General features: G+C 67.1%; 3 protein-coding genes. 1 reads left to right on the top strand and 2 read right to left on the bottom strand.

The window, feature by feature from the left end:
• Positions 1 to 348: 348 nt before the first annotated feature.
• Together E1264_RS41760 and E1264_RS41755 are read right to left on the bottom strand one after the other, a co-directional pair.
• A complete protein-coding gene (locus E1264_RS41760; RefSeq protein WP_207936972.1) occupies positions 349 to 771 on the bottom strand; it encodes an HIT domain-containing protein in 423 nt (140 codons plus the stop codon).
• A gap of 377 nt (positions 772 to 1148) precedes the next feature.
• Entirely contained in the window at positions 1149 to 1745 is a 597-nt protein-coding gene (locus E1264_RS41755; RefSeq protein WP_243711502.1) for a TetR/AcrR family transcriptional regulator, read from the bottom strand.
• 50 nt (positions 1746 to 1795) lie between these two features.
• Between E1264_RS41755 and E1264_RS41750 the strand changes: the two genes are divergently transcribed.
• Positions 1796 to 2359, top strand: coding sequence for a GNAT family protein (locus E1264_RS41750; RefSeq protein WP_132182981.1), 564 nt, complete (start codon positions 1796 to 1798; stop codon positions 2357 to 2359).
• Positions 2360 to 2796 lie beyond the last annotated feature (437 nt).

Raw genomic sequence — 2796 nt, 5'->3', positions numbered from 1 at the left:
GCCTGGCTCGACCCTGGCTCGACCCTGGCCCGGCTCGCCTCGGCTCAACTCCGGCTCAACCCCCTGCCCAGCCTGAGCCACGAGCCCCGGCTCAGCTCAACCCAGCTCAACCCGGCTCAGTTCGGCCCAGTCCGGGCGGGCGCAGCCCGACCCATCCGACCCAACCCAGCCAGCCTGGCTCGGACTGGGGCGGCGCGGACGTGAGTCGCGCTAGGTGATCGCCGCCGCGACAGGACTTTGGGATGGCGACGGTGGTCGCGTAGCCGTTGGTCGGATCGCCGGGTACCAGCAAGCCGGTGCCCGAGCACTGGCGCAGCTACCGTGCCAGGGTGACCGCTACTTGGCGCCTTAGTTGTCCTTCAATGCGTCGGCCAGTAGTGCGATCGGATCGGCGGCGATGTGGTGGTGGGACCGTCCGGTCGGCCAGGACGAGAATCCGTCCGCCGGCCAACGTGGGACCACATGGAGATGTAGATGCGGAACCGATTGCTCGGAATTTGGGCCGCTGGCATGAAGCATGTTCACGCCGCCTGCACCCAGCGCGGTGCGCATCGCTGTGGCCAGGCGCTGGACCAATGCCATGGCATCGGCGAGCAGCCCGGGCGGCGCGTCGAAGAGATCGGTGTAGTGGTCGGTGGGGATGACCAGCGTATGTCCGGGGGCAAGAGGACTAAGCGGCGCGAACGCGGCGACAGAGGAGCCACGTGTGATCCAGCGCGCGGTACCTGACTTGATCAGGCCGCAGAAGATGCACTCCATGACAAGCGACACTGCCAGCGCAGGATAGTGGGGGAGAAGTAGACGGCCACTGGCGACAGTCTGCGAGCGGCTTCAGCGTGGCGACTATCGAAGCACCGGTGGACGGCGACACCCAACACACAAAAACGAAATTGGGTACTTGGAGGACGGTGGGGTGGCGCGTCGGGCGGGGGGCAGGCGGAGCCTGCCCGACGTAAGCTGCACCCAGGGGCCGTAGAGGCTCCAAAGTCAAGGGTGGGACGGAGTCCCATCGCGAAGCGACGCGAAGCGCCCTTGACTTTGGAGGGGCGGCCCCGTACGCAGCGCCACCCCACCGCCGATTTAGAACATTAGAATCCGAGTGCCGCCGCCCGAGGCATCACTAACGACTACAGCCCCGGCAACACACGCTAGCGACCCGAAAGCGATGCCAAAAAGGCGTCCAATATCTCGGTCTGGCGAACGGGCGGGAACCGCTCCGGATCGAAAAGAGCCTGGACGACCAAACCATGAGTAAAAGCGGCGACGGTGGCGACCACGCCATCCACATCCGACGGCTCGGGCAATGGCAGTTCACCCCGCTCCACGGCAGCGACCACGTGCGGACGAAGTCGCTCGCGCCATTGATGATACCGATTCTTCTCGCGAACGGTCAGTTCGGGGTCGGCCAGCGCGCCGTCCCATGAACTGACCCAAATGCGGTTCATGTCGGCGGAGTCGGCGGTGAGAGGGAGAACGGCCAAGAGCGCCGAACGTAACGCAGCCAGCCCCTCAGCTTTAGCCTCGCTAACACGCCGGTTCGCAGTGCGTTCGTCGGCGACGTCGAGGGCGTAGGTGACAAGGGCCTTCTTGTTCGGAAAGTAGTGGGTGAGCAACCCCGTCGAAGCGCCCATCTCCGCCGCGACGGCGCGCAGCGTCAGGCCGCCGAAGCCACGATTGGCGAGGACACGCCATACGGCCTCAGAGACGTCGCGGCGGCGGGCGTCGTGGTCACCTCGGGCTGGCACTCCCGTATCGTACATAACAAACGTTCGGTACGTACCCCCTGGGAGGTCCCATGTTCGCTCGTTCCCTGGCCGACAACGCGGAACTTCGTCCGCTGGAGCCGTGGCAGGCCGCCGAGTTCGCCGAGCACGCGGACAGGGTCCGCCAGGACATCGACTACTACATCCCCTGGGCCCGCACGGTCGTGGACGAGGCGTCCGCCCGCGAGTTCCTACAGGCGTACGCGCTCAAGCAAGCCAACGACCAGGGGCGCATCTACGGAATCTGGCTGGACGGTGTCCTCCAAGGAGGGACGGTATTCCGCACATTCAACGCCGCGATGGGCGTCTGCGAGGCAGGCGTGTGGCTCGCCGCGGAAGCCCGGGGACGCGGTCTGATCACCACCGCCGTCCGGCACATGATCGACTGGGCGCTCGTGACGCGCGGCATGCACCGGGTCGAGTGGCTCTGCGACCCGCGGAACACCGCCAGCGCGGCCGTGGCGGAGCGGCTGGGGATGACGTGTGAGGGCGTCCTGCGCCAGGCTTTCGTCCTTGATGGCGACCGCCGCGACGTTCAGGTCTGGTCCCTGCTGGCCGACGACCATCGCCCGAACGGCCACCAGACACCCCAGTAGCCGCCAGCCCGGCCAAGCAACGACCAGCGATCGATCGCGCCCCGCTCCTGAACGTCGGCTGGCCGATCAGGAAGATCGACGGCCGATGAGGCGAGTGAACGCGGCACTGGGTACGCCGCGTTGAGCCGAGTGGACGCGATGCACACGAGCGGGGGTGGTCTCGAGCCGGAGCGTGTTGGCTGGCGGGTCAAGGAGGTCGAGGGTCGGCGTGGGGCGGTGAACCGAGTGATCGCGAGGTTGGGTAGCCCGCGGTGCATTGGATGGGCGGGTCCCACAAGCGGTGTGCTCTCGGGGACGGGTGATTGCGGGGCTTGGTGAAGCGCTGCGGCGGGGTGGCCGATCGCGGAAGTCGATGGGTGCGGCTCGTCGGTCGGTCGTGGGTGTGGGTTGGCGGGTCAGGGTGATCGAGGGTCGGCGTGGGGCGGTGAACCGAGTGA

This window comes from Actinomadura sp. KC216, from assembly GCF_004348535.1.
Lineage (GTDB): Bacteria > Actinomycetota > Actinomycetes > Streptosporangiales > Streptosporangiaceae > Spirillospora.
Note: the sequence above shows the minus strand (reverse complement) of the source record. Positions and strands in the feature narration are given on the sequence as shown.